The 22,516-nt window shown below is 71.6% G+C and carries 21 protein-coding genes and 3 pseudogenes; 13 read left to right on the top strand and 11 right to left on the bottom strand.

Annotation, left to right across the window (positions count from 1 at the left end; translation table 11 throughout):
• The first annotated feature begins 163 nt into the window (after positions 1-163).
• The gene (locus ACF1FZ_RS06720; protein WP_391772284.1) at positions 164-1,408 is read left to right on the top strand and encodes an MFS transporter; all 1,245 of its coding nucleotides are present in this window, start codon (positions 164-166) and stop codon (positions 1,406-1,408) included.
• Positions 1,409-1,472: 64 nt separating this feature from the next.
• On the opposite strand, the gene glnA is transcribed toward ACF1FZ_RS06720, so the two are convergent.
• Positions 1,473-2,834, bottom strand: a complete 1,362-nt coding sequence (gene glnA / locus ACF1FZ_RS06715) for a type I glutamate--ammonia ligase (protein WP_014156604.1) — start codon at positions 2,832-2,834, stop codon at positions 1,473-1,475.
• 243 nt (positions 2,835-3,077) lie between these two features.
• Between glnA and ACF1FZ_RS06710 the strand changes: the two genes are divergently transcribed.
• The 4 genes and pseudogenes from ACF1FZ_RS06710 (at position 3,078) to ACF1FZ_RS06695 (ending at position 6,860) form a co-directional block, all read left to right on the top strand.
• The gene (locus ACF1FZ_RS06710; RefSeq protein WP_391772283.1) at positions 3,078-3,752 is read left to right on the top strand and encodes a DUF3105 domain-containing protein; all 675 of its coding nucleotides are present in this window, start codon (positions 3,078-3,080) and stop codon (positions 3,750-3,752) included.
• Positions 3,749-4,438: a DUF305 domain-containing protein gene (locus tag ACF1FZ_RS06705; RefSeq protein ID WP_391772282.1), complete on the top strand. Its 690-nt coding sequence runs from the start codon at positions 3,749-3,751 to the stop codon at positions 4,436-4,438. Before ACF1FZ_RS06710 ends, ACF1FZ_RS06705 begins: the two co-directional genes overlap by 4 nt.
• 125 nt (positions 4,439-4,563) lie before the next feature.
• Positions 4,564-4,989: a CBS domain-containing protein gene (locus tag ACF1FZ_RS06700; RefSeq protein WP_391772281.1), complete on the top strand. Its 426-nt coding sequence runs from the start codon at positions 4,564-4,566 to the stop codon at positions 4,987-4,989.
• Between the two features lie 117 nt (positions 4,990-5,106).
• A pseudogene (locus ACF1FZ_RS06695) lies at positions 5,107-6,860 on the top strand (NAD+ synthase).
• Positions 6,861-6,946: 86 nt separating this feature from the next.
• On the opposite strand, the gene ACF1FZ_RS06690 reads toward ACF1FZ_RS06695, so the two are convergent.
• From ACF1FZ_RS06690 to ACF1FZ_RS06680, 3 genes are all read right to left on the bottom strand, one after another.
• Complete coding sequence (locus ACF1FZ_RS06690; RefSeq protein ID WP_391772280.1) at positions 6,947-8,161, bottom strand: MFS transporter; 1,215 nt, start codon at positions 8,159-8,161, stop codon at positions 6,947-6,949.
• A gap of 179 nt (positions 8,162-8,340) precedes the next feature.
• Positions 8,341-9,528 carry a Cmx/CmrA family chloramphenicol efflux MFS transporter gene (locus ACF1FZ_RS06685; protein WP_391772279.1) on the bottom strand — a complete coding sequence of 396 codons (1,188 nt, stop codon included), beginning with the start codon at positions 9,526-9,528 and terminating at the stop codon, positions 8,341-8,343.
• A 316-nt stretch (positions 9,529-9,844) separates the two neighbouring features.
• The gene (locus ACF1FZ_RS06680; RefSeq protein WP_391772604.1) at positions 9,845-10,795 is read right to left on the bottom strand and encodes an endonuclease/exonuclease/phosphatase family protein; all 951 of its coding nucleotides are present in this window, start codon (positions 10,793-10,795) and stop codon (positions 9,845-9,847) included.
• A gap of 411 nt (positions 10,796-11,206) precedes the next feature.
• Between ACF1FZ_RS06680 and panB the strand changes: the two genes are divergently transcribed.
• Positions 11,207-12,094, top strand: a complete 888-nt coding sequence (gene panB / locus ACF1FZ_RS06675; protein WP_391772278.1) for a 3-methyl-2-oxobutanoate hydroxymethyltransferase — start codon at positions 11,207-11,209, stop codon at positions 12,092-12,094.
• 109 nt (positions 12,095-12,203) lie between these two features.
• A pseudogene (locus ACF1FZ_RS06670) lies at positions 12,204-12,582 on the top strand (ATP-binding cassette domain-containing protein); the annotation flags it as partial.
• On the opposite strand, the pseudogene ACF1FZ_RS06665 reads toward ACF1FZ_RS06670, so the two are convergent.
• Positions 12,579-13,031 (bottom strand): annotated as a pseudogene (locus ACF1FZ_RS06665) (BTAD domain-containing putative transcriptional regulator); the annotation flags it as partial. The pseudogenes ACF1FZ_RS06670 and ACF1FZ_RS06665 sit on opposite strands and share 4 nt — an antisense overlap.
• 123 nt (positions 13,032-13,154) lie before the next feature.
• Between ACF1FZ_RS06665 and ACF1FZ_RS06660 the strand changes: the two are divergent.
• On the top strand, positions 13,155-13,967 hold the full coding sequence (locus ACF1FZ_RS06660; RefSeq protein WP_391772277.1) for a site-2 protease family protein: 813 nt from the start codon (positions 13,155-13,157) through the stop codon (positions 13,965-13,967).
• A gap of 12 nt (positions 13,968-13,979) precedes the next feature.
• Here ACF1FZ_RS06660 and ACF1FZ_RS06655 read toward each other — a convergent pair whose 3' ends face one another.
• Complete coding sequence (locus ACF1FZ_RS06655; protein WP_391772276.1) at positions 13,980-14,168, bottom strand: hypothetical protein; 189 nt, start codon at positions 14,166-14,168, stop codon at positions 13,980-13,982.
• Between the two features lie 80 nt (positions 14,169-14,248).
• Positions 14,249-14,959: an NADPH-dependent F420 reductase gene (gene npdG / locus ACF1FZ_RS06650; RefSeq protein ID WP_391772275.1), complete on the bottom strand. Its 711-nt coding sequence runs from the start codon at positions 14,957-14,959 to the stop codon at positions 14,249-14,251.
• Between the two features lie 153 nt (positions 14,960-15,112).
• Between npdG and ACF1FZ_RS06645 the strand changes: the two genes are divergently transcribed.
• Together ACF1FZ_RS06645 and ACF1FZ_RS06640 are read left to right on the top strand one after the other, a co-directional pair.
• Positions 15,113-15,715: a hypothetical protein gene (locus ACF1FZ_RS06645; protein WP_391772274.1), complete on the top strand. Its 603-nt coding sequence runs from the start codon at positions 15,113-15,115 to the stop codon at positions 15,713-15,715.
• 69 nt (positions 15,716-15,784) lie between these two features.
• On the top strand, positions 15,785-17,071 hold the full coding sequence (locus ACF1FZ_RS06640; protein ID WP_391772273.1) for an MFS transporter: 1,287 nt from the start codon (positions 15,785-15,787) through the stop codon (positions 17,069-17,071).
• A gap of 15 nt (positions 17,072-17,086) precedes the next feature.
• Here the strand turns inward: ACF1FZ_RS06640 and ACF1FZ_RS06635 are convergent, their stop codons facing one another.
• A complete protein-coding gene (locus ACF1FZ_RS06635) occupies positions 17,087-17,323 on the bottom strand; it encodes a hypothetical protein (RefSeq protein ID WP_391772272.1) in 237 nt (78 codons plus the stop codon).
• 58 nt (positions 17,324-17,381) lie between these two features.
• On the opposite strand from ACF1FZ_RS06635, the gene map reads away from it, so the two are divergent.
• Entirely contained in the window at positions 17,382-18,239 is an 858-nt protein-coding gene (gene map, locus ACF1FZ_RS06630; protein WP_391772271.1) for a type I methionyl aminopeptidase, read from the top strand.
• Positions 18,240-18,395: 156 nt separating this feature from the next.
• Complete coding sequence (locus ACF1FZ_RS06625; protein WP_391772270.1) at positions 18,396-19,061, top strand: heme oxygenase (biliverdin-producing); 666 nt, start codon at positions 18,396-18,398, stop codon at positions 19,059-19,061.
• Here the strand turns inward: ACF1FZ_RS06625 and ACF1FZ_RS06620 are convergent, their stop codons facing one another.
• Positions 19,062-19,778, bottom strand: a complete 717-nt coding sequence (locus ACF1FZ_RS06620; RefSeq protein ID WP_391772269.1) for a PhzF family phenazine biosynthesis protein — start codon at positions 19,776-19,778, stop codon at positions 19,062-19,064.
• A 142-nt stretch (positions 19,779-19,920) separates the two neighbouring features.
• Between ACF1FZ_RS06620 and ACF1FZ_RS06615 the strand changes: the two genes are divergently transcribed.
• Positions 19,921-20,928, top strand: coding sequence for a hypothetical protein (locus tag ACF1FZ_RS06615; protein ID WP_391772268.1), 1,008 nt, complete (start codon positions 19,921-19,923; stop codon positions 20,926-20,928).
• Positions 20,929-20,990: 62 nt separating this feature from the next.
• Here the strand turns inward: ACF1FZ_RS06615 and ACF1FZ_RS06610 are convergent, their stop codons facing one another.
• Both ACF1FZ_RS06610 and ACF1FZ_RS06605 read right to left on the bottom strand, forming a co-directional pair.
• Complete coding sequence (locus tag ACF1FZ_RS06610) at positions 20,991-21,734, bottom strand: bifunctional DNA primase/polymerase (RefSeq protein ID WP_391772267.1); 744 nt, start codon at positions 21,732-21,734, stop codon at positions 20,991-20,993.
• 141 nt (positions 21,735-21,875) lie between these two features.
• Positions 21,876-22,505, bottom strand: a complete 630-nt coding sequence (locus tag ACF1FZ_RS06605) for a TetR/AcrR family transcriptional regulator (RefSeq protein WP_391772266.1) — start codon at positions 22,503-22,505, stop codon at positions 21,876-21,878.
• Positions 22,506-22,516: the final 11 nt, after the last annotated feature.

Raw genomic sequence — 22,516 nt, 5'->3', positions numbered from 1 at the left:
GGCCGCGCATCGAGGCCGGCCCGGACGTGCGGGCACGGCCCGCCACCCCGCTCCTCCGCTCCCCGCCGGCGCTCTTCCTCCGGCCGACCCGGGAGTGTACGTTCGTACATGCTCAGACCGGGGTGACGTCCGCCCCGCCGTGCTCTCGTGAAAGACGTGTCTGATGGACCTGGCCACCCGTCGCCGCCGAACAGCGTTGTTCCTCTTCTTCCTCATGCCCGGCCTGGCGATCTCCTCCTGGGTGACCCGGACGCCCGACATCAGGGATCAACTGGGTGCCTCCACGGCCCAGATGGGGCTCGTCCTGTTCGGTCTGTCCGTCGGTTCCATGCTCGGCATCCTCGGCTCCGGGGCTCTGGTGGCACGGTTCGGCACCAGGCCGGTCATGGGTGTGGGGACGGCGCTGGTCATCCTCAGCATGGTGGTCATCGGCTGGGGAGCCCTGCTCTCCTCGGCCCCCACCGTCACGGCCGGGCTGTTCCTCTTCGGCGCAGGGATGGGCGGCGGGGAGGTCGCGGTCAACATCGACGGCGCCGAGGTCGAACAGATCATCGGCCGCACCGTGCTGCCCACCCTGCACGGCTTCTTCAGCCTCGGCACGGTCGTGGGGGCCGCGGTCGGCATCCTGTTCACCGCCATCGAGTTCCCGGTGCAGTGGCACCTGACCGCGACAGCCGTCGTCGCCGCCGCGATGTTCGTCCACGCCTTCCGCGCCATCCCGGCCTCGGTCGGCAGGACCAAGGGGCCCCAGCCGGCCGACGGCAGCACGGCGCCGCCCCGGGCGGCGGTGTGGAAGGACAGGCGGCTGCTGCTGATCGGCGGCATCATCCTCGCCATGGCACTGGCGGAGGGCGCCGCCAACGACTGGCTGCCACTGCTCATGGTCGACGGCCACGGCGTGGACCCGGCCCTGGGATCGGCCGTCTACGCGGGCTTCGCCGCCGCCATGACGATCGGCCGCTTCGGCGGCGGCTTCTTCATCGACCGATTCGGCCGCGCCCCGGTCGTCCGGGCCAGCGCGCTCTCCGCGGCCCTGGGGCTCACACTCGTCATCTTCGCCGACTCCCCCGGCCTCGCCGGCGCGGCCGTACTCTTCTGGGGCCTGGGGGCCTCGCTCGGCTTCCCGGTCGCACTGTCCGCGGCCGGCGACTCGGGCCCCGACCCGACGGCACGCGTCAGCCTGGTGGCGATGATCGGCTACATCGCCTTCCTCGTCGGACCCCCCGGCCTGGGCTTCCTGGGCGACCACTACGGCCTGCGTTCCGCCATGATCCTCGTCCTCGCGTTCGTCGCCGTGGCGGTCTTCCTGGCCCCGGCCATCGGCACCCGCCGCAGCACCCCGCCGGAGGTCCACCCCGCACAGGCACCCGCGCCCGACGCGGTCCCGCGGACCGCCCGGCGCGAGTGAGGCGTCTCCGGGCCGGCGGCGCGGAACCGCCCGGCCCGGAGACGCCTACGTACAACAGGTGCGGTTACAGCACCGGCAGCAGGTTCTTCAGCTCGAAGGCCGTGACCTCGCTGCGGTACTCCTCCCACTCCTGCTTCTTGTTGCGCAGGAAGAAGTCGAAGACGTGCTCGCCCAGCGTCTCCGCGACCAGCTCGCTCTTCTCCATCAGCGAGATCGCCTCGCCCAGGTTCTGCGGAAGCGGCTCGATGCCCATCGCGCGGCGCTCCGAGTCGGACAGGGCCCAGACGTCGTCGTCGGCGCCCGCCGGGAGTTCGTAGCCCTCCTCGATGCCCTTGAGGCCCGCGGCGAGCAGCACCGCGTACGTCAGGTAGGGGTTGGCGCCGGAGTCGATGGAGCGGACCTCGACGCGGGCCGAGCCGGTCTTGCCGGGCTTGTACATCGGGACGCGGATCAGTGCGGAGCGGTTGTTGTGGCCCCAGCAGATGTACGAGGGCGCTTCGCCGCCGGCGCCCGCGGAGCGGCTGGAGCCGCCCCAGATGCGCTTGTACGAGTTGACCCACTGGTTCGTCACGGCGGAGATCTCCGCGGCGTGCTTGAGCAGGCCCGCGATGAAGGACCGCCCCACCTTCGACAGCTGGTACTCGGCACCCGACTCGTAGAAGGCGTTGCGGTCGCCCTCGAAGAGGGAGAGGTGGGTGTGCATGCCCGAGCCCGGGTACTCCGAGAACGGCTTCGGCATGAAGGTGGCCTGTACGCCCTGCTCCAGCGCGACCTGCTTCATGACCAGGCGGAAGGTCATGATGTTGTCGGCGGTGGAGAGCGCGTCCGCGTACCGCAGGTCGATCTCCTGCTGGCCGGGGGCACCCTCGTGGTGGCTGAACTCGACCGAGATGCCCATCGACTCCAGCATGGTGATCGCCTGGCGGCGGAAGTCCATGCCGACGTTCTGCGGGGTGTGGTCGAAGTAACCGGAGCTGTCCGCCGGGGTGGGGCGGCTGCCGTCGACCGGCTTGTTCTTCAGCAGGAAGAACTCGATCTCCGGGTGGGTGTAGAAGGTGAAGCCCAGGTCGGAGGTCTTCGCGAGGATGCGCTTGAGGACGAAGCGCGGGTCGGCGAAGGAGGGCGAGCCGTCCGGCATCAGGATGTCGCAGAACATCCGCGCCGTCCCCGGGGCCTCCGCACGCCACGGAAGGATCTGGAACGTGCCGGGGTCCGGCTTCGCGATCATGTCCGATTCGTATACACGGGCGAAGCCTTCGATCGCGGAGCCGTCGAAGCCGATTCCCTCGTCAAAGGCCTGTTCGAGCTCGGCCGGGGCCACGGCGACGGACTTGAGGTAACCGAGAACGTCGGTGAACCACAGCCGTACGAAGCGGATGTCGCGCTCCTCAAGCGTCCTGAGGACGAATTCCTGCTGCTTGTCCATAGCCACATCCTTGCAGTTCAGACGGTCCGTGCACCACCGCCCGGGGTAGGGGGACACCTCAGTATCGCGACCCGGGATTTCACCCAGATTACGCACACGGTGTGAGAGAGAGCACGCGGCCACCCACTACGATCGGCGCCCATGGTGTGCAAGGGCCCCAGCCACTCGGCCCCGGTCCCGCGCGCCCGGCTTTTCCGCTCCGCTCCCGTCCCTCCCTACCCCTTGGCAGAAGGACACGACGACATGAGCTTCGACCGCAGGACACGCATGGAGCAGACGCGCGACGCCGACCGCGCGCGCGACCGCCGTAACCGTGTCGTCGCCATAGGCCTGAGCGCCGTCGTGGTCGCGGGCCTGCTCGGTTTCGGTTCGTACATGCTCCTGGAGAAGTCCGAGGCGAAGGAGAAGAACGGGGAGAGCCAGGTCCAGGACGCCAAACAGACCGAGCAGGAGAAGAAAGGGCTCGCCGCCCTGCCGATCGCGGACGAGAAGACGTGGGACGCGGCGGCGCTCACGCGCAAGCACGTCACCACCGGCGTGAAGTACCCGATGAAGCCGCCCGTCGGCGGGGACCACCATCCGGCCTGGCTGAACTGCGACGGCGTCGTGTACGAAAAGGCCGTTCCGGACGTCAACGCCGTCCACGCCCTGGAACACGGCGCGGTCTGGGTGACGTACAACGAGAAGGCGTCCGGATCCGACGTCGGCGCTCTCGCGTCCCGGGTCAGGAGCACCCCGTTCTCCCTGATGTCGCCGTACGGGGACCAGGCCGGAGCGATCATGCTGAGCGCCTGGGGCAAGCAGGTCACCGTGGACGGTGCGGACGACGTACGGGTGGCCCGGTTCTTCGCGAAGTACGTCCAGGGCGCGCAGACACCCGAGCCCGGCGCGCCCTGCACCGGCGGGGTGGACGGGTGAGCGCGTCCCCCGCCCGGTGTACGCGGTGGGCGGCGGGCTCCGCCGTGACACTCGCGCTGCTGTTCGCCGGCGCGGCGACGGTCGCCTCCGCGCGGAGCGACGGGGCTGCGCCCGGGCCTCGCACGCCCTCGGCGCGGTCCGCGGACGCCGGCTTCGCGCGGGACATGGCCGTCCACCACCAGCAGGCCGTGGAGATGTCCTTCGTCGTGCGGGACGGGACGCGTGACGAGGACGTACGCCGTCTCGCGTACGACATCGCCAACACGCAGGCCAACCAGCGGGGCATGCTGCTCGGCTGGCTGGACCTGTGGGGGCTGCCGAAGACGGCACCCGACGGGCAGGGGCCGATGGGCTGGATGCCGGGCGGCGGCCACAGCGGCCACGACACGCACGGCGGACACAGCACGCAGGGCAAGGAGCGTGACGGGGCCCTCATGCCCGGCATGGCGACCAGGACCGAGCTGGAACGGCTGGACGAGGCGGAGGGCGAGCAGGCCGAGATCCTCTTCCTGCAGCTGATGACCGACCACCACGAGGGCGGCGTCGCGATGGCCCGCGGCTGCGCCGGGCAGTGCACCGTACCCGTGGAGAAGCGCCTGGCCCAGGGCATGGTCGAGGCCCAGCAGTCCGAGCTGGACCTGATGGCGGACATGCTCGCGGCACGGGGGGCGGCCCCCCGTCCCTGAGCGCGGGACCGGCTCGGCGTACGCCCGAACGGGTGACAGCGCACTCGCGTGCGCCGGGCGGGCTTGCGACGATGGAGGAACTCGGGGTCGTACAGCAGTGCCCATCGGCACTCAGGAGGCAATCCATGACCACGGCCAAGGACATCATGCACACCGGGGCCCACTGGGTCCCCGCCCACGAGACGCTCGACCGCGCCGCCCAGATGATGCGGGACCACAAGGTGGGGGCGCTCCCCGTCTCGGCCAACGGCGAGCAGGACCGGATGGTCGGCATCATCACCGACCGCGACATCGTGATCAAGTGTGTGGCGTCGGGGCACGACCCGTCGAAGGTGACGGCGGGCGAGCTCTGTGACGGCACCCCGCGCTGGATCGAGTCGACGGCCGATGTCGACGCCGTGCTGGAGGAGATGCAGAGCCATCAGATCCGCCGGCTCCCGGTGGTCGAGGACAAGAAGCTGATCGGCATGATCAGCGAGGCCGATCTGGCACTCCACCTCTCGGACGAGCAGGTGGCCGGTTGGGCGGAGCGGGTCTACTCCCGCGCCTGACCCCCGTGGGCCGGGGCACACCGTGCACCCCCGGCCGGAGCCGGGCCGGCGGGCCCGCCGCATCCGGGCGGGGGCGGACCAGGACATCGCGTCAATCAGACGATTACACTGGTTCGCGTGCCCCAACTACGCCTCGCACTCAATCAGATCGACGCGACCGTCGGTGACCTGGCCGGCAACTCCGAGTCGATCGTCCACTGGACCCGGCACGCAGCCGAGCAGGGCGCCCATCTGGTGGCGTTCCCCGAGATGGCGCTGACCGGATATCCCGTCGAGGACCTGGCCCTGCGCTCGTCCTTCGTGGAGGCGTCGCGGACCGCGCTGCGCGCGCTCGCCGCCCGCCTCGCCGACGAGGGCTTCGGGGAGTTGCCGGTCGTCGTCGGTCATCTCGACCGCTCGGAGCATGCCGCGCCCCGCTACGGGCAGCCCGCCGGCGCCCCGCGCAACGCCGCCGCCGTGCTGCACCGCGGACAGGTCGCGCTGAACTTCGCCAAGCACCACCTGCCCAACTACGGCGTCTTCGACGAGTTCCGGTACTTCGTGCCGGGCGATTCGATGCCCGTCGTGCGGGTGCACGGCATCGATGTGGCGCTCGCGATCTGCGAGGACCTCTGGCAGGACGGAGGCCGCGTCCCGGCCGCGCGCGCCGCCGGAGCCGGGCTGCTGCTGTCGATCAACGCCTCGCCGTACGAGCGCGACAAGGACGACACCCGGCTGGAACTGGTCCGCAAGCGCGCCCAGGAGGCCGGCTGCACGACGGCGTACCTGGCGATGACCGGCGGCCAGGACGAACTGGTCTTCGACGGCGACTCGATCGTCGTCGACAGGGAGGGCGAAGTCATCGCCCGCGCACCCCAGTTCTCCGAGGGCAGCGTGATCCTCGACCTGGACCTGCCGGCCGCCGCGGCCGAGACCCCGTCCGGGGTCGTCAGCGACGGGCTGCGGATCGACCATGCGGTTCTGAGCGAGGCGCCGCTCCCCGCCTACGAGCCGGAGTACCTCGGCGGTTACGCGGAGCGGCTCGACGACGACGAGGAGCTGTACTCGGCACTGGTCGTGGGCCTGCGCGCGTATGCGGCGAAGAACGGTTTCAGCAGTGTCCTGATCGGGCTCTCCGGCGGCATCGACTCGGCGCTCGTCGCGGCGATCGCCTGCGACGCGCTGGGGGCTCAGCACGTGTACGGCATCTCGATGCCGTCGAAGTACTCCTCGGACCATTCCAAGAGCGACGCGGCCGAGCTGGCACGGCGTACGGGGCTGAACTTCCGCACCGTCCCGATCGAGCCGATGTTCGACGCCTACATGGAGTCGCTGGGGCTGGCCGGGCCGGCGGAGGAGAACCTGCAGGCGCGGCTGCGCGGCACGATGCTGATGGCCGTCTCCAACCAGGAGGGCCAGATCGTGTTGGCGCCGGGCAACAAGTCCGAGCTGGCGGTGGGTTATTCGACGCTCTACGGGGACTCCGTCGGCGCGTACGGGCCGATCAAGGACGTGTACAAGACGTCGGTCTTCCGCCTCGCGAGGTGGCGCAACCGCGCCGCCGAGGAGCGCGGCCGGATCCCGCCCATCCCGGAGGCGTCCCTCAGCAAGCCCCCGAGCGCCGAACTGCGCCCGGGCCAGGTGGACACGGACTCACTGCCGGACTACGACGTGCTGGACCGGATCCTGGAGCTGTACGTCGACCGGGACCAGGGCCGGGACGCGATCGTGGCGGCCGGGTTCGACGAGGCCCTGGTGACGAGGACGCTGCGGATGGTGGACACGGCGGAGTACAAACGGCGGCAGTACCCGCCGGGCACGAAGATCTCGCCGAAGGGCTTCGCAAGGACCGCAGGCTGCCGATCACGAACCGGTGGCGCGAGTCGGGCTGACCGTCCGGGCTCCCGCCGAGGCGTCCGGGCGCGCGTCGGCGGGGCGCGCTTCCGGCGCCCCGCCGACCCGGAACCTCCGTGGTCGGCTACAGGGAGCGTGACTCCGCGTGCTCGCGTGCCTCGGCGCGGGCGCCGGACGCCACCACCCGCGAGGTGCCCGGGGTCCGGTCCAGCACGCCCGCCGTGACCGCCACGGCGAGTCCGGCGACGGCCAGCACCGCGCCGACCAGCGCCGGGGACGTCCAGCCCCAGCCCGCTGCGATGGCGACCCCGCCGAGCCAGGCCCCGCCGGCGTTGGCGAGGTTGAAGGCGGAGTGGTTGGACGCCGACGCGAGCGTGGGGGCGTCCTTCGCCTTGTTCATCACGAGCATCTGCAGCGGTGTGGTGGTCATGAAGCCGATGCCGCCGAGCAGCACCACCATGACCAGCGCCGCCCACTGCACATGGACGGTGAAGGGGAAGACGGCCAGGACGACGGCCAGGGCTCCCAGGGAACCGTAGAGGGTGGGACGCAGCGCGCGGTCGGTCAGCGGTCCCGCCGCCAGCGCGCCGAGGGTCATCCCGATGCCGAAGAGCGCGAGGACGAGCGTCACCGAGGACTCACCGAAGCCCATCGCCTCGGTCGTCATGGACGAGAGGTAGGAGTAGACGGCGAAGACACCGGCGAAGCCGAGGACGGCGGTGAGCAGGCCGAGGACGACCTGCCGGTTGCCGAGCGCGCCCAGTTCACGGCGTACGTTCTGGTGCGCCTCGACGGGGATCTGCGGTACGAGGCGGGCGAGCGCGGCCATGGCGCCCAGCCCGATCACCGCGACCACCATGAACGTGGCACGCCAGCCGAGGTGCTGTCCCAGCAGGGTGGCCGCCGGCACGCCGACGATGTTGGCCACGGTCAGGCCGAGGAACATCGTGGCGACGGCGCGGGCCTGGCGTCCGTCCGGGACGAGTCGCGCGGCGACGACCGCGCCGACCCCGAAGAAGGCGCCGTGGGGCAGGCCGGCCAGGAACCGGCCGGCCAGCAGCCAGCCGAAGTCGGGGGCGAAGGCGGAAGCGAGGTTGCCGACGGTGAAGACGGCCATCAGCAGCAGGAGCATCCGCTTGCGCGGGATCCTGGAGCCGAGACCGGTGAGCAGCGGGGCACCGACGACGACGCCGATCGCGTACGCCGAGACGAGGTGACCGGCGGTGGGCACGGACGTTCCCAGATCGTCCGCGACGTTGGGCAGCAGCCCCATCATCACGAACTCGGTGGTGCCGATGCCGAAGGCGCTCACAGCGAGGGCGAGCAGGGCCAGGGGCATGAAGAAGACCTTTCGGGCAGGGGCCGTCCGGAACCCTGGAGGGCCCGGTGGCGGTGGTGTCTGTGCGGGAGCGTCGGCTTCGTTGCCGGGACGGGTTATGTATCCCGTCGGAACAAAGTCTCTCAGACGTTTTATGCCCGGACGTGAACATGCCGTTGCGGCGGGGTGTGATGTGGACGTCACCCGGTGGGTCCGCCCCGCCCCGGCCACCGGACGGCGCCCGCCACGGAGGGCGCCGAGAGGATCCCCGCACCCGCGAGCGCCCCGCACATCAGCACGGCGCTCACCCACACCGGGGCGCGGAAGCCGAGGCCCGCGCCCAGCGCCATACCGCCCAGCCAGGGGCCGGCCGCGGCGCCCACGTTGAAGGCGGCCGTCGCGAAGGAGCCCGCCATCGTCGGGGCGTCCGGGGCCAGGCGGAAGACCCGGGTGATCAGCGCCGTCCCCGTGCCGAAGGCGAGCGCCCCCTGGAGCAGGACGAGCACGAGGGCCGCCCCCGGGTGGGCGGCGGTCAGGGCGAGTGCGGCCCAGCCGAGGGCCAGCGCGCTCATGCCGAGTCCGACGACCGTGTCCGGGTGTGCGTCGGCCAGGCGCCCCGCCAGCGTGACACCCGCGAACGAGCCGGCACCGAACAGGGCGAGCACCACCGGTACCCAGCCATCGCCCAGGCCGGTGACCCGGGTGACCAGCGGTTCCAGGTAGGAGAACGTACAGAAGGTGGCCCCCTGTACGAGCGCCATGACCAGGAGCGTCAGCAGCAGCCGGGGACGGGCCAGGGCGCGCAGTTCGCTTTTCGCGCTCACCAGCGGCGCGTCGTCGGGCCGGCCGCCCGGCACAGCCGCCGGCAGCGCGACCGCGGCCGGTACGGAGACGAGCGCCACGGCCCAGAACGCCGAACGCCAGCCCCACATCTCGCCGAGCGCCGCGCCCGCCGGGACGCCCACCACGCACGCGACGGTGACCCCGCCGACGACCACGGCGGTGGCCCTCGCCCTCCGGTGCGGGCCGGCCAGGGCCAGCGCGGTGACCAGAGCGACAGCCCAGAAGCCGGCGTTGGCCAGCGCACCCACGACCCGGGTCGCGAGCAGCACCCCGTAACTGGAGGTCAGAGCGCCGACGACGTGGGCGGCGACGAAGACGCCGAGGAAGGACAGCAGCGCCCGGCGCCGGGGCCAGGTGCGGCCGACCAGAGCGGTGAGCGGCGCACCGGCCACCATCCCGACCGCGAAGGCCGAGGTCAGCAGTCCTGCGGCGCCCAGTGAGACGTGCAGGTCGCCGGCGATGCCCGAGAGCAGGCCGGACAGCATGAATTCCGAGGTGCCCTGGGCGAAGACCGCCAGACCGAGCACGTATACGGCGAATGGCATGAGAGATACCCCTGGTACGGAACCGTCGGAGAGCGAACGGAGTGCAGGGGATGCGGGCCGCGCCCGTCGTCACGCGCAGGAGCGTGAGAACGGCAACACGGTGGAATGTCCGGTGTCCGCACGGGACATGGAAGCCGGCCCACACCGCCAGGAAGGATCCGGCGGTGGCCGACGGTGTGACGGAGGAAGCCCGGTGACCGCTGAGGTCAGTGGGTTTCGGCGTCAGTGACCGGCCACCGGCGAACCGGCGGCCTGAGTCTGTCGGACTCGGGGCTGGACATGGATGCGAGCGTACCGCCTGTCGAAGCGGCGGCGCTCACAACTGCACGCGGGCCGCGATCGGGAGGTGGTCGCTGTCCGTGGCGGGCAGGGTCCAGGACGCGAGGGGTTCGACACCCCGCACCATGATCTGGTCGATCCGCGCCATCGGGAAGGACGCCGGCCAGCTGAAGCCGAAGCCGTCGCCCGCCGCGCCCTGGGTGGAGCGCATCTGGGCGGTGACCGCGTTCAGCGAGCGGTCGTTCATCGTGCCGTTGAGGTCTCCGAGCAGGAACACCCGGCCCAGCGGTTCGTCGGCGATCGCCTCGCCCAGCGCGTCCGCGCTGTCGTCCCGCTGGTTGGCGGTGAAGCCCGCGTTCAGCTTGACCCGGACGGAAGGGAGGTGGGCGACGTACACCTTGACCGGGCCCTCGGGGGTGGTGACGGTGGCGCGCATCGCCCGGGTCCAGCCCAGCTTGATGTCGACCGGGCTGGAGTCGGTCACCGGGTACTTGCTCCACAGGCCGACGGTGCCCTGGACGGAGTGGTGCGGATAGCGGTCGGCGAGCGCGTCCTCGTACGCCGCCACCTTGCCGCTCGGCAGCTCCTGGAGGGCCACGACGTCCGCGCCGGAGCCGGCGACCTGCTGGGCGGTGCCCGCGGGGTCGGGGTTGCCCGCGTTGACGTTGTGCGTGGCGACGGTGAAGTCGCCGCCGCTGCCCGACTTGTCGGCGAACAGCAGGCCGCCGAAGAGGTTGAGCCAGACCGCGACCGGCAGGACGAGGGCGATCACCGCCGTCGCGGAACGCCGGGCCAGGCCGAGGAGCAGCAGCAGCGGCACGAGGAGGCCGAACCAGGGCAGAAACGTCTCGGTGAGGCTGCCGAGGTTGCCGACGGCGTTCGGGATGTCCGAGTGGAGGACCATCACGACGGTCAGGAGGACCGAGCAGAGCGCCAGGAGGATGCCGCGGCGCCAGATGCCCCGGTCGGAGGCCAGCCTGTGACGCATGGCCCGGAAACGGGACCCCGGCTGCGGACCCGCATCGGCGTTCTCGGTGTCCGCCCTGTACGCCTGCACCATCGCGCTCGTCCTCACTGCCTTGCCGTACACATCACCGCGTCCCCGACCCTAGGCGATGGGTGACGCCGTTCCCGCCGCCGACGACGGCCGTCCTGCCATCAGGACGACGGAGAGGGCGTGGCGGGTTCCGGCCACGGCCGCGGTCCGGCGGTTTGTGACAGAACGATCACACAGGTGCGGCCACCGGTTCCCCGTCCGGGCTCCGGGTGGAGGCCCTGCGGAACTCCCCCGCACCGGTGGCGGTGGGCCCACTTCCCGGGAACGGTCGCGGGATGCCACCATGGAAGGGATCCGGGGACGCCGTCAGGGCGCCTCGAGATGACGAAGGAGCCGTTGGCCATGTCGCTTCAGGCTGCGCAGAATCAGTCCGACACGCCCCCCGCAGGTCCCACTCCCGGTGCCGGCAAGGCGCTGTACGGGGGAAAGAGCACTCGCCGCATCACCGTCCACGACATCGCCGCCGCCGGTGAGCGCGGCGAGAAGTGGCCCATGCTCACCGCCTACGACGCGATGACCGCCTCCGTCTTCGACGAGGCCGGGATCCCGGTCATGCTCGTCGGCGACTCCATGGGCAACTGCCACCTCGGTTACGAGACCACGGTGCCCGTCACCATGGACGAGATGGTCATCCTGTCGGCCGCCGTCGTGCGCGGCACCAAGCGCGCCCTGATCGTCGCCGACCTGCCCTTCGGGGCGTACCAGGAGGGCCCGGTCCAGGCCCTGCGCAGCGCCACCCGGCTGATCAAGGACGCCGGTGTCGGCGCGGTCAAGCTGGAGGGCGGCGAGCGCTCCCACGAGCAGATCCGGCTTCTCGTCGAGTCCGGGATCCCGGTCATGGGCCACATCGGCCTGACCCCCCAGTCCGTCAACGCGATGGGTTACCGGGTCCAGGGCCGCGGCGAGGAGGCCGCGCAGCAGTTGCTGCGCGACGCGAAGGCGGTGCAGGACGCGGGCGCGTTCGCCGTGGTCCTGGAGCTCGTACCCGCCGAGCTGGCAGCCGAGGTGACCCGCTCCCTGCACATCCCGACCGTCGGCATCGGCGCCGGACCCGACACGGACGCGCAGGTGCTGGTCTACACCGACATGGTCGGACTGACCGGCGGCAAGGTGCCGCGCTTCACCAAGCAGTACGCGAACCTGCGTCAGGTGCTCACCGACGCCGCCAGGGAGTACGCCGAAGAGGTCGTCGGCGGCACGTTCCCGGCCGCGGAGCACACGTTCCACTGACGTCCTGCTGACCACTGCCGCACCACCGACAGCCCGCCGACTTCCCCCATCGGCGGGCTGTCGCCTGCTTGTCGGTCCGCTGTCGGCGGGCACTGGTCCCCTGGTGTCCATGAAGCGGGACGACAAGAACCCCAGGGGCCGGCGGGAACGCAGTCGGGGTACGGGGGCTGGTCGAGCACTACGGCACGGCCAAGACGCTCGACGGCATGGACCTCGATGTGCGCGAGGACGCCGTACCCGGCGTGCTCGGTCCCCACGGCGCCGGCAGGACCACCCTCGTACGCTGCCTGTCCACCCTGCTCCTGCCCGACGCCGGGCACGCGGTCGTGGCGGGCTACGACGTGGTGAAGCAGCACCGGCAGCTTCGCCGCACCATAGGCCTGACCGGGCAGTACGCCTCGGTGGGCGAGAAGCTGTCCGGCTGGGAGAACCTCTACACGACCGGGCGGCTGCTCGGCCTGCCGCGCAGGAAGGCCAGGTCCCGCGCGAGGACGGCCTCGGTCCGGGTCCGGCGGGCGTCCAGGCGCCTGGCCTCCCCGCGGGCGGCCGCCACGGCAGGGTCCGGCAGGTCGGCGGGGGCGGGGCCGCGCCACAGGGCGAGCGCGTCGCCGAGGACCGTGACGGCCTTCGCCGCGTCGCCCGCCTCCAGGGCCCGGGTGCCCTCCCCCACGAGCCGTTCGAAGCGGTGCAGGTCCACGGTGTCCGGTTCGGCGGCGAGGCGGTAGCCGTGCGCCGCCGACTCGACCGCGTCCCGGCCCAGCACACGCCTGAGCCGGCCGACGAGTGCCTGCAGGGTGCCCGGGGCGCCGGCGGGCGGATCCCGTCCCCAGACCTCGTCGAGGAGCATCCCGGCCGGGACCGTACGCCCAGGGCTCAGGGCGAGCACGGTGAGCGGGGCGCGGAGGGTGCGGGTGGTTCCGGGGACGCCGTAGTGCACGCGCCCACTGTCCGTGACGACCCCGCGCTCCGAGGAACTACCGCCCACCCGTGAGACGTTCCCGGCGTGTCACCCGTACCGTCGGGGGCTCCAGCCGTCGTCCAGCCCTCAGGAGTGCCGCCGATGACCACCGCGTTCCGCCGCCCCAGCGACCGGCGGGTCAGTCCGATCTTCCTCGGGATCGCCGCCGTCACGGCCGTCTCGGGCTGGGCGGTGTGGACGGGCTTCGCCGAGCAGACCGGCTTCGCCGTCTTCCTCTTCGTCACCGCGGCCTGGATCGTCTCGCTCTGCCTCCACGAGTACGCGCACGCGCGCACCGCGCTGCACAGCGGCGACATCTCGATCGGGGCGAAGGGCTATCTGACCCTCGACCCGCTCAAGTACACCCACGCCCTGCTGAGCATCGTGCTGCCCGTGCTGTTCGTGATCATGGGTGGCATCGGTCTGCCCGGCGGGGCGGTCTACATCGAGCGGGGCCGTATCAGCGGGCGCTGGAAGCACAGCCTGATCTCGGCGGCCGGCCCCCTGACGAACGTGCTGTTCGCCGTCGTGTGCACGGCGCCGTTCTGGCTGGGCGCCCTGGACGGCGTCCCCCTGCCCTTCCGGTTCGCGCTGGCGTTCCTGGCGCTGCTCCAGGTGACGGCGGCCATCTTGAACTTCCTGCCGGTCCCGGGACTCGACGGTTACGGCGTGCTCGAGCCGTGGCTCTCCTACAGGATCCGGCGGCAGGTGGAGCCGTTCGCACCCTTCGGGCTGGTCGCGGTCTTCGCGCTCCTGTGGATCCCCGAGGTCAACGGGGTCTTCTTCGACGCGGTGGACACGCTGCTGCGGGGCCTGGGCGTCAGCGAGGCCGAGACGTACTGCGGGCTCGACACCTACCGCTTCTGGCAGGAGTGGTCCGGCGGCCAGGAAACGGGCTGTGCGCTGATCCGCTGAGGCGCCGGCCCGTCAGCGGGCGGCGGCTTCGGCACGGGACTCCGCCTTGTGCTTGCGCACGTAGAACCACGCCATGTTCGAGGAGAGACCGGCCAGCAGCACCCAGACGATCCCCAGCAGGCTGCCCTCGACGAAGGACACCACGGCTGCGGCGACGGCCAGGAGACATACGGCGATGGAGTAGAGAGCGAGACGGGGCATGAGGGCTGGTGCTCCTGTCCGGGGATGGTGCGCGGTCCCGTCCAGTGTCCCTCATGCCCGATCCGGCTCCGGGCACGGGCTCACACGTCGGTGGTGCGCAGCCCCGCGTGTGCCTTGTAGCGGCGGTTGACGGAGATCAGGTTCGCCACCAGCGACTCGACCTGGTGCGCGTTGCGCAGCCGGCCGGCGAAGATGCCGCGCATGCCGGGGATCCGGCTCGCCAGCGCCTGCACGATGTCGGTGTCGGCGCGTGCCTCGCCCAGCACCAGCACGTCGGTGTCGATCTCCTCGATCGCCTCGTCCTGGAGGAGCACCGCCGAAAGGTGGTGGAAGGCGGCGGTGACCCGGGAGCCGGGCAGCAGGGCGGCGGCCTGCTCCGCGGCACTGCCCTCCTCGGGCTTCAGGGCGTACGCGCCCTTCTTGTCGAAGCCGAGCGGATTGACGCAGTCGACGACGAGCTTCCCGGTCAGTTCCTCACGCAGGGACTCCAGCGTCCCGGCGTGCCCGTCCCACGGCACGGCGACGATCACGATGTCGCTGCGGCGCGCGCACTCCGCGTTGTCCGCGCCCTCGACGCCGTGGCCCAGCTCCGCGGCGGCGGCCTCGGCGCGGCCGGCGGCCCGCGAGCCGATGACGACCTTCTGTCCGGCGCGGGCGAGGCGGTAGGCGAGACCGCGGCCCTGGGGGCCCGTGCCGCCGAGTACGCCCACGGTCAGACCGGACACGTCGGGGAGGTCCCAGGGGTCCTTGGCGGGGGGCTTGGGCGCGCTTCCACTGTCATTCGTAGTCATGACGCCGACCCTACTGCCAGGTAGAAAGGGCGAACCCGCACCTCGTCCGGTCTGCGACGTGTGTCACGGGCAGCGGGCGGAAGGGTTCCCGTCCGGGTGGATTACGGCGATCGGGCAGCCGTACGGGCCGGGACGGAGGCATGATGCCGGGCCATGGATGCCGTACGTGTCGCCCTGCTGCGTGACGTGCTCGCCGGGACGCAGTGGCCCGCGGCGGCCCGGGGGTTCGCCCGCGCCCTGCAGGCGTCGGTCGTGCCGCAGGGCGGCGGGCTGCTGCTGGTGGGGACCGAGGTCTACGAGCCGTGGCACATGGCCGCGCACCTGGTGGACGAGTCCACGTGGTCGGACCTGCCGCAGCTGCGGCCCACGCTCGTGCGCCACCGGGTGGAGCCGGACGACCCGGCGCACCTGGCCGTCGGTCTGGGCCGGATCGAGGCGGCCGGGCGCGGCGAGACGCTGCTCGTGGTGGCGCCCGGGCGGGCGGACTGCGGCCTGCTGGAACGCGTGCACGACGCGCGGCGCTCGGGGGCGACCGTGCTCACCCTGGACGGCGGTGATCCGGAGGTGCGGGGCCTCGCCCACGAGGCGCTCACGGTCCGCGACGACGACGAGATCGACCTGGACACGGTCCAGCACCTGGTCAGCGCTGCGGCGGGAGAGAACTGCGCCCCGGCTTCCCGGGGCCGTCGCACGTTCCGCGACCGCCTCTCCCGCCTGGCCGACCAGCTGATCGCCCCGCCGCCGGCCCGCTGGTGACGGGCCCGCTCCGGCCGTAGGGGGAAATCCGGTTGCCGGGACGGCCGGGGCCGCAGAGCATGTCCCCCCGTGACCTCTCGTCTGCTGCCCGACCTCACGCCCTGGCGTTCCTCCGCCGACTTCCGGTTGTTGTGGGTCCAGGGGCTGATCACCTACTTCGGCAGCTTCATGGCCCTGATCGCCCTGCCGCTGCAGATCAAGGACCTCACCGGGTCGCCGCTCGCGGTCGGGGCCATGGGAGCGGTGGAGCTCGTGCCCCTGGTGGTCTTCGGACTGTACGGGGGCGCGCTGGCCGACTCGGCCGACCGGCGCAAGGTCATCCTGGGTACGGAGGCCGGGCTCGGCCTGCTGGCCGTCGTGCTGCTGGTGAACGCCCTCGCACCCGAGCCCGCGCTCTGGCCGCTGTACCTGGTGGCCGGCGGGGTCTCCGCACTGGCCGGACTCCAGCGGCCCGCGCTGGACTCGCTGATGGCCCGGATCGTGCCGCACGGCCAGCAGACCGCGGCCGCCGCGCTGAACTCGCTGCGCTGGCAGGTCGGTGCGATCGCGGGCCCTTCCCTGGCGGGCGTCGTGGTGGCCTACGCCGGCCACGCCACCGCGTACGGCGTCACCGTCGTCACCTTCGCCGTTTCGGTACTGCTGTGCTTGAAGCTGTCGTCGGCTCCCCCCGCCCACGACGCCGAGAAGCCGTCGCTGCGCGGGATCGCCGAGGGCGCGCGCCACGCCTGGAGCCGGCCCGTCCTGCTGGGGACGTACGCGATCGACCTGGCGGCGATGCTCTTCGCCTTCCCGAACACGATCTTCCCGTTCCTGGCGGACGAGCTGGATGCGGAGTGGTCGCTGGGCCTGATGTACGCCGCGGGGTCGGTGGGCTCGCTGGCGCTCGGGCTGACCAGCGGCTGGACCTCGCGGGTACGCCGGCACGGACTGTTCGTCGTGGGCGGCGCGGCGGTGTGGGGCCTGGCGATCGCGGCGGCCGGATGGTTCGGAAACGTCTGGCTGGTGCTCTGCTGTCTGGGGGTCGCCGGCGCGGGCGACATGCTGAGCGGGCTCGGACGCTCCACGATCTGGAACCAGACGATCCCCGACGAACTGCGGGGCAGGCTGGCGGGGATCGAGGTCCTCTCGTACAGCGTCGGCCCTCAGCTCGGTCAGGTAAGAGCGGGCGCGATGGCGGGCTGGACCGGGACCCGGACCGCGATCTGGACGGGCGGGGTGGCGTGTGTCGCTTCGGTCGCGCTGCTGGCTGCGGCGCTGCCGAAGCTCCTCACGTACGACTCCGGGACGGACGAGGACGCCGCACGACGGCGCGCCGCGAGCGTCGGCCCGGAAGAGACTCCCACGAGCACGGCGTGATCCGGACGAGAGCCCTCAGCCCGGTGTCCCGTCCGCCGGCCGGTCCGAGCGGTCGTGCCACTTCGGGTCGTTCTCCCACTCGAGGTTCCGCTCACGCGCCGTGTCCATCGCGTGCTGCGCCTCCCCCGGGGTGGCGTACGGGCCGAATCGGTCCTTCCCCGGGCATTCGGGGCCTTCCTCGACCTTCTTGTGCTCCAGGCAGTAGTACCATTCGCCCGGTTTGCCCACCGTGCGCTTCTTGAACAGGGCCATTGCGGGATCCTTTCCTCGTTGCCATGGTGCCCCGCACACGCTGGTTAGACTCGCTGGCATGTCTGGCCAGTCGCTTCTCGTACCAGGGGAGATCACTCCCGTCCGCTCCGTTCCCGGAAGGATCCGGCGTCCCGAGTACGTGGGGAAGCCCGCCCCCGCGCCGTACACCGGGCCGGAGGTCCAGGACTCCGACACCGTGGAGCGCATGCGGATCGCGGGACGCATCGCGGCCCAGGCGATGGAGGAGGCCGCCAAGCACATCGCCCCGGGGGTCACCACCGACGAACTCGACAGGGTCGCCCACGAGTTCATGGTGGACCACGGGGCATACCCGTCGACCCTCGGATACCGCGGCTTCCCGAAGTCGCTCTGCACCTCGCTCAACGAGGTCATCTGCCACGGCATCCCCGACTCCACCGTCCTGCGGGACGGTGACATCGTGAACCTCGATGTCACCGCGTACATCAACGGCGTGCACGGCGACAACAACGCCACCTACCTGTGCGGGGACGTCGACGAGGAGTCCCGGCTCCTCGTGGAGCGCACCCGGGAGTCACTGAACCGCGCCATCAAGGCCGTGCGGCCCGGAAGGCAGATCAACGTGATCGGGCGCGTCATCGAGTCGTACGCGAAGCGGTTCGGCTACGGGGTGGTGCGGGACTTCACCGGGCACGGGATCAACAGCTCGTTCCACTCCGGCCTGATCATCCCGCACTACGACAGCCCGCACGCGACGACCGTGATGCGGCCCGGGATGACCTTCACCATCGAGCCGATGCTGACGCTCGGGGCCCACGACTACGACATGTGGGACGACGGCTGGACCGTCGTGACGAAGGACCGGAAGCGGACCGCGCAGTTCGAGCACACACTGGTGGTGACGGAGACCGGGGCGGACATCCTGACGCTTCCGTGACGGGCCGTCTTACCGACAGGCAGTCGGGAACCTGTTGACTTAGGTAAACCTAAGCAGGAGGATCATCGTATCGGTGCGCGGCAGCGTGCACGGCTGCTGCCGGTATGCATGTTTCCGTCCGGACTTCCCGTCCCCTCGGTCCCCCGGAGGCCCGTCTTGGACCCGACCGCCACCACCACACCTTTCTCGACGCTCATCCGCACCGCTTCGCACGAGCAGCACACGGAGGCCGAGTCCTCGGCCTTCATGAGCGACATGCTCGGCGGACGTCTCGGCGTGGACGCGTACACGCGCTACACCGAGCAGCTGTGGTTCGTCTACCGGGCGCTGGAGGACGGTGCGCAGGCCCTGCGCGAGGACCCGGTCGCCGGGCCCTTCGTCCAGCCGGAGCTGATGCGCACGGCGGAACTGGAGCGCGACCTCGCCCACCTGCGGGGCGAGGGATGGCGTGAGGGGCTGGAGCCCCTGCCCGCCACCGCCGCGTACGCCGCGCGGGTCACCCGGTGCGCCCGCGAGTGGCCCGCCGGATACATAGCGCACCATTACACCCGCTACCTCGGCGACCTCTCGGGCGGCCAGATCATCCGCGGCACGGCGGAGAGGACCTGGGGCTTCGAGCGCAAGGGCGACGGGGTCCGCTTCTACGTGTTCGAGCAGATCCCCAACCCTGCCGCCTTCAAGCGGGAGTACCGGGAACTGCTGGACGCGGTGAACGCGGACGATCTGGAGAAGCAGCGCATCGTCGACGAGTGCAGGCGCGCCTTCGCGCTGAACACCGCCGTCTTCCGTGAACTGGGGGAGGCCTTCCCGCTCGGCGCGTAGTCAGGAGGCGGACACCAGGGCGACGCGGCCCCCGATCTCCATCATGCCGTCCGGCGCGGGTGCGGTGAGGATCTGGGAGCCGCGCCCCTGTGTGATGTTGAGGGCCCGGCCGAGTTCGGCGCTCAGCAGCATGGCCGCCGCGCCCGTCGCCTCGTCCTCCTCCACCCCTCCGGCGCACGCCCCGGCCCCACCGGAGTGGCTGTCGCCACACGCGTCATGGCGCCGGGGGAAGGCCCGCGCCCGCACACGGCCGGCGGCCTCGTCCTCCCAGGCCCAGACGTAGAGCCAGCCCTCGCCCGCCGGCGGGCCCGTCAGTTCCTCGACCTCCGCGGCCGACGCGTACCGCTCCAGCTTCCTCGGCGCCGCCCATTCCGGGCGGGCCGTGATCCAGGTGAACTCGCCGTCCTGACGTGCCGTCACATCACCGACGGACAACTCCAGGACCTCCAGGTCGAGCAGCCAGGCCGCGCCGACGAGCGGGTGCCCCGCGAAGGGCAGCCGCAGCCCGGGCGTACGGATGTCGACGGTGCCCCGCTCCGGGTCGTCCACGAACACCGTCTCGCTGAAGCCGAGCTTCCGTGCGAGGACCTGCCGGGACTCGTTACCGGGATACCTGCGCCCGTCGCGCACGACGCCCAGCGCGTTGCCGTGGCGGCCGTCCGGACCGCAGAACACACGCAGGACGTCGATGCCTTCGGGTACCTCGAAGTCGTTCACATGCGCATTCAAGCACCGTGCGGGGCCTCCCGATGTCACGGTCGGGCGCCGTATCTCATCCCCGCGTTCGTGCGGTTCCTGTCCCCGGTAGGGTTCAGGCGGTCAGTGCGGACGACGGATCAGAAGGCGCAGAAGGCAACGGATGAGAAGGCTGGGTCGACTGGCGGCGGGGCTCGCGACGGCGACGGTACTGGTCGTGACGGCGGGCGGCTGCGTGACGGTGCACGGTGAACTGGAAGTCGTGCCGGGAGCGACGAGGGCCGAGGCCGCGAAGGCCCTGGAGGACTTCACCGTCGCGTACAACAAGGCGGACAAGGCGTACGATCCGGCGCTCGACGCGGACCGGGTGACCGGTTCGCTCGGCGCGATCAACCAGGCCGGTCTGACCGCTCGGCGGAAGAACAGCCCGGAGGGCAACGCGCGGCACCAGCCGCTGGAGCTGACCGACGCCTCCTACGTCATACCCGAGAAGGCGGGCTGGCCGCGCTGGTTCGTCGCGGACACCGACTCCAATCGCGACCAGGACGGCGGCGAGCAGGACACCCGCTGGCTGCTGGCGTTCGTCCGCACCGGGCCGGACGCGTCGTGGAAGGCCGCCTACCTGGCGGTCGCCTCCACGTCCGAGGTCCCGGAGTTCCGCAAGGACGCCGACGGCTGGGCGCAGCCCGTGCCCTCGGCGGACGCGGACGCCGCGCTGGTCACCCCGACGGCCGACCTGAGCACCACGTACACCGACTACCTCAGGGACGGAGCGCCGGACGTGTTCGCTCCGGGGTCGATGACGTCGGGCTGGCGGGAGGCGCGGAAGAACACCCGCAGGGCGGGCTTCTCCTATCAGTACGTCGACCAGGCGCTGGATTCCGGGACGTTCGCGCCGCTGGGTCTGACGACGGAGGACGGCGGGGCCCTGGTCTTCTTCAGCAGCAAGCACTTCGAGCGGCAGACGGCGGCGCGGGGGCTGCGGCCGACGGTGACCGCGGACGTGCGGGCGCTGCTGACCGGCGAGGTGAAGAACACCCTCACCAAGGAGCGGGTGTCGAGCCAGCTGGTCTACGTACCCGGGAAGAGCGCGGGGGACGCGGCGGGTACGGGCGGCAAGGTACGCGTGCTGAACCGGCTGCCCGGCCTGGTGGCGGCCCAGGGCTCCTGACCGCCACGGCCCGGGCGCGCGCCCGGGCCCCGGCGGGCGGGGGCGGCCGCCGGCGGTCGCTCTCAGCGGCTGAGCGGCCAGGGCACCGAATCGTGGTCGAGGTCACTCGCGTCGGCCGTGTCCGCGTACTGGGCGCAGGCGTCGGTGAGCGTCTCGAGCAGGGTCAGCGGGTCGGGCAGCGGGTTCTCCGGGCCACGGATCCAGTGCACGTCCAGCTCGCCGGGGAGCCGCGCGGGCGGCAGGAGGACGTAGCTGCCGCGGCAGTGCCAGCGGAGCCCGGGATGCTCGTCCATGGTCTCGGGGTGGCAGTCCAGCTCGCACGGCCACCACTCGTCCTCGTCGTCGGGGGTGCCGCGGGTGGCGGTGAAGAAGAGCATCCGGTCGGTGCCGGACCGGGCCACGGGGCCGACGTCGATGCCCGCCGCGAGGAGCCGCTCCAGGGCCGCGCTTCCTGCTGCGAGGGGGACGTCGAGGACGTCGTGGACCAGACCCGTCGCGGTGATGAAGTTGGCCAGCGGCTGGTTCTCCGCCCAGCGCTCGATCTGCGCGCGGTCCGTCGTGGACTGCGTCTGCCAGGCGAACGAGAGGGGGTGCCGCGCGGGGGTGGGACAGCCGACGCGTTCACACGAGCACCGGTAACCGGACGGGTGTGCGGCGGGTGAGATCGGCATACCGGCCTCGGCCACGGCCAGGAGCAGCGCCAGCCGCGCCGCGTCGTCGGCCACCGGCTGTGGCTTCGGCCGCCTGCGCAGCCACTGGGAAATCCTGCCCTCTGTGCCGCGATAGCGGCCGGAATCGGCGCCCATCTATCCCCTCACCTCAGCGGTTACCTCTCCATGGTCGCACCATCCTGCTCCCCGGGGGGCCGGAGTTCCCGAGCGGGGTCCTCGGGACGGTGGGTGCGGGCCGCCGTGCCCGTACGGAATGTCATGGAATGCACACCTGCTTCACGGCCGGTCGAAGAGCCCGCGCAGCGTGTGGTCGACGACCGCGTCCGCGTACGCGTGGGTGAGCGGAAGCGTTCTCAGCAGCCAGCGGTGGGTGAGCGGGGCGACCAGGAGCTCCAGCGCGATGCGCGGATCGATGTCCGCGCGGACCTCTCCGGCCTCCTGTGCGGCGCGCAGGCGTGTGACGTACAGCTGGAGCTGGGGTTCGAGCAGATTCTCGACGAACTGGGCCCCGAGTGCCGGGTCGATGATGCCCTCGGCGGCCAGGGCCCGGGTGGGGGCCTCGGTGGCCGGATCGTTCAGTTCGTCCACCGTGGCCCGCAGGACCAGCCTGAGGTCGGCCGCCAGGTCCCCGGTGTCCGGGATGCCGTACCCGCCGTCGGCCCCGGCCTCCTCCACCCCCTCCGCCTGCCGGGCGTTCATGTCGAGGAAGGCGTCCATGAGCACGGCCGCCTTGGACGGCCACCACCGGTAGATCGTCTGTTTGCCGACCCCGGCCCGGGCGGCGATGCCCTCGATCGTCGTCCTGGCGTACCCCACCTCGCCGACCAGTGCGAGCGCGGCGTCGTGGATCGCGCGGCGGGAGCGGTCGCTGCGACGGCTGGAGTCGGGGGCCTTGTGAGGTGACATCCGGCAAGCCT

Origin of the sequence: Streptomyces sp. NPDC014623 (assembly GCF_043088245.1) — a bacterium.
GTDB lineage: Bacteria > Actinomycetota > Actinomycetes > Streptomycetales > Streptomycetaceae > Streptomyces.
This window is presented reverse-complemented; position numbering and strand designations above follow the sequence as displayed.